Below are 3,347 nucleotides of genomic sequence, written 5' to 3' on the forward strand. Positions count from 1 at the left end.
CCCATTCGCGCTGCTGCCGTGAAAAAACTGGAAGCGTATATCACGGCACAGCACCGGCTGGGGCGCGACATCCGTCTGTCTGCCATTTATGCCGCTTTGCATGTGGAAGGTGTGCAGCGTGTCGAACTGGCTGCACCGCTGGCCGACATCGTGCTCAACAATACGCAGGCGTCTTTCTGTACCGAATACCGCGTCGTGACCGGAGGCTCGGATGAGTGATTCGCGCCTGCTGCCGACCGGCTCATCACCGCTTGAGGTCGCCGCCGCGAAAGCCTGTGCGGAAATTGAAAAAACGCCGGTCAGTATTCGTGAGCTGTGGAACCCGGACACCTGTCCGGCAAATCTGCTGCCGTGGCTGGCGTGGGCGTTTTCGGTCGACAGATGGGATGAAAAGTGGCCGGAAGCGACCAAACGCGCCGTTATTCGCGATGCCTATTTCATCCACTGTCATAAGGGTACTGTCGGCGCAATCCGGCGTGTGGTGGAGCCGCTCGGCTATCTCATTAACGTAAAGGAATGGTGGGAGACAAACGACCCGCCCGGCACTTTCCGGCTTGATATCGGCGTACTGGAAAGCGGTATCACAGAGGAAATGTATCTGGAAATGGAACGGCTGATTGCCGATGCCAAACCCGCAAGTCGCCACCTTATCGGTCTGAACATTATCCAGGACATTCCCGGCTATCTGTATACAGGCGGTGTGGTCTGTGATGGTGATGTTATTACTGTTTATCCCGGATAAGTGAGAAACAATGAGCACGAAATTTAAAACCGTTATCACTACTGCCGGAGCCGCGAAGCTGGCAGCCGCCACTGTTCCCGGCGGGAAAAAAGTAAACCTGTCTGCAATGGCTGTGGGTGACGGTAATGGCAAATTGCCGGTGCCGGATGCCGGTCAGACGAAACTGGTGCATGAAGTCTGGCGTCACGCTCTGAATAAAGTCAGTGTGGATAACAAGAATAAAAACTATATCGTGGCTGAACTGGTTGTACCGCCCGAAGTGGGCGGCTTCTGGATGCGTGAGCTTGGTCTGTATGACGATGCCGGAACACTGATTGCGGTATCCAACATGGCAGAAAGCTATAAGCCAGAACTGGCTGAAGGCTCCGGACGTGCGCAGACCTGCCGCATGGTTATTATTCTCAGCAACGTGGCGTCCGTTGAGCTGAGTATTGATGCCAGCACAGTGATGGCGACGCAGGATTACGTCGATGACAAAATCGCAGAGCATGAGCAGTCCCGCCGCCATCCTGACGCCACGCTGACAGAAAAAGGTTTTACTCAGTTAAGCAGTGCAACAAACAGCACCAGTGAGTCATTGGCGGCAACGCCAAAAGCGGTCAAGGCAGCAAATGACAACGCAAATTCACGTCTGGCGAAAAATCAGAATGGTGCAGATATCCAGGATAAATCAGCTTTTCTGGACAATGTTGGCGTTACCAGCCTGACGTTTATGAAAAACAACGGCGAAATGCCGGTTGATGCTGATCTGAATACATTTGGTCCCGTTAAGGCTTATCTGGGGATCTGGTCTAAAGCTACCTCAACTAACGCAACACTGGAGAAAAATTTCCCGGAAGATAATGCTGTCGGTGTGCTTGAGGTTTTTGCTGCCGGCAATTTTGCAGGCACGCAACGCTTTATCACGAGAGACGGCAATGTATACATGCGTAAACTCGCCAATAAGTGGAATGGCACTGATGGTCCGTGGGGCGTATGGCGTCACACTCAATCAGCGACCCGCCCTTTGAGTACGACTATAGACCTGAATACGCTTGGAGCCGCCGAACATCTTGGTTTATGGCGTAACAGTAGCTCGGCTATAGCTTCATATGAACGCAATTATCCAGAGGAAGGCGGCTTTGCTCAGGGGACGCTTGAGATCCTCGAAGGCGGGAATTATGGAAGAACGCAACGTTATACCACTCGCCGTGGAAATATGTACGTCCGCTGCCTTGCGGCAAGCTGGGATGCATCAAATCCGCAGTGGGAACCGTGGTTAAGAGTTGGTCATCAGTCAGAGAGTCGTTATTACGGCGGGGATTTGAATGATGTGACTTCACCAGGTATTTACAGCGTTACAGGTAAAGCGACCAACGGTCCAATACTGGACGGAAACGGCGTGACAGTCCTCGGTATTCTGGAAGTGTTGAGGCGCTTTGATGGTGTTAACGTATGGCAGCGTTATACAACTGCCGGAACAGGTACAACCCTTAAAGGTCGCACGTTTGAGCGCGTTTTTACCGGTAGCTCGTGGAGCGAATGGCGGGAAGTCTACACCTCGTATTCACTTCCCCTGAATCTGGGTATCGGCGGTGCAGTGGCAAAACTCTCCAGCCTGGACTGGCAGACCTACGACTTTGTGCCGGGTAGTCTGATAACAGTTCGGCTTGATAACATGACCAATATTCCCGACGGTATGGACTGGGGCGTCATTGATGGCAACCTGATAAACATCTCAGTCGGTCCGAGTGATGATTCCGGTACGGGGCGCTCAATGCATGTGTGGCGCAGCACTGTAAGTAAAGCGAACTACCGCTTTTTTATGGTGCGTATTTCAGGAAATCCGGGAAGTCGCACGATCACAACAAGACGAGTACCAATCATTGACGAAGCCCAGACATGGGCGGCGAAACAAACCTTCAGCGTCGGTCTTTCAGGTGAACTGTCCGGCAATGCTGCTACAGCAACAAAGCTGAAAACGGCAAGGACAATTAACGGCGTAACCTTTGACGGGACGAAAGATATTGAAGCGTTTCCGCCTGGTGTTCCGCTGCCGTGGCCATCAGATACACCACCTGCAGGCTATGCAATTATGCAGGGGCAGACGTTTGATAAGGCTGCATATCCGAAACTGGCTATTGCCTATCCTTCTGGTGTTATTCCTGATATGCGCGGCTGGACAATCAAGGGTAAACCCGCCAGTGGGCGAGCTGTATTGTCACAGGAACAGGACGGGATTAAATCGCATACTCACAGCGCCAGTGCGTCAAATACGGATCTAGGGACGAAAACGACAAGTTCATTTGATTACGGCACGAAGACGGTCAGTACATTTAACCACGGCACAAAATCAACGAACAGTACGGGCAATCATACGCACACTGTCGGTGGTGTTTATGGCGGCGACTCTGTCGGTGGAAAACAGCGTGTACAGGCTTCAGGAAACAATCAGGTGTCCAGCACAGCCGGAGCGCACGCCCATACGGTGGATATTGGTCAGCATAACCACACAGTAGGGATTGGTGCACATGCACACACTGTGGCCCTGGGTGCGCACGGACACACCATCACGGTAAATGCTACGGGTAATACCGAAAACACCGTCAAAAACATCGCATTTAAC

The 3,347-nt window shown here is 52.3% G+C and carries 2 protein-coding genes and 1 pseudogene; all 3 read left to right on the forward strand.

Features of this window, described 5'->3' with window-relative positions:
• Positions 1–219: pseudogene (locus tag EQY_RS0122355) on the forward strand (baseplate assembly protein); the annotation flags it as partial.
• Complete coding sequence (locus EQY_RS0122360; protein ID WP_001285334.1) at positions 212–742, forward strand: phage tail protein I; 531 nt, start codon at positions 212–214, stop codon at positions 740–742. The pseudogene EQY_RS0122355 and the gene EQY_RS0122360, both read left to right, overlap by 8 nt.
• 10 nt (positions 743–752) lie before the next feature.
• Positions 753–3,347, forward strand: a 2,595-nt coding sequence (locus EQY_RS0122365; RefSeq protein WP_000104711.1) for a phage tail-collar fiber domain-containing protein, incomplete at its 3' end; no start/stop codon positions are given.

It is taken from the genome of Escherichia sp. TW14182 (genome assembly GCF_000208525.1).
Taxonomy (GTDB): Bacteria; Pseudomonadota; Gammaproteobacteria; order Enterobacterales; family Enterobacteriaceae; genus Escherichia; species Escherichia ruysiae.

Excerpts from the sequence above, each read along its gene's own strand:
- EQY_RS0122360 (WP_001285334.1), top strand. The coding sequence starts at position 212 with ATGAGTGATTCGCGCCTGCTGCCGACCGGCTCATCACCGCTTGAGGTC.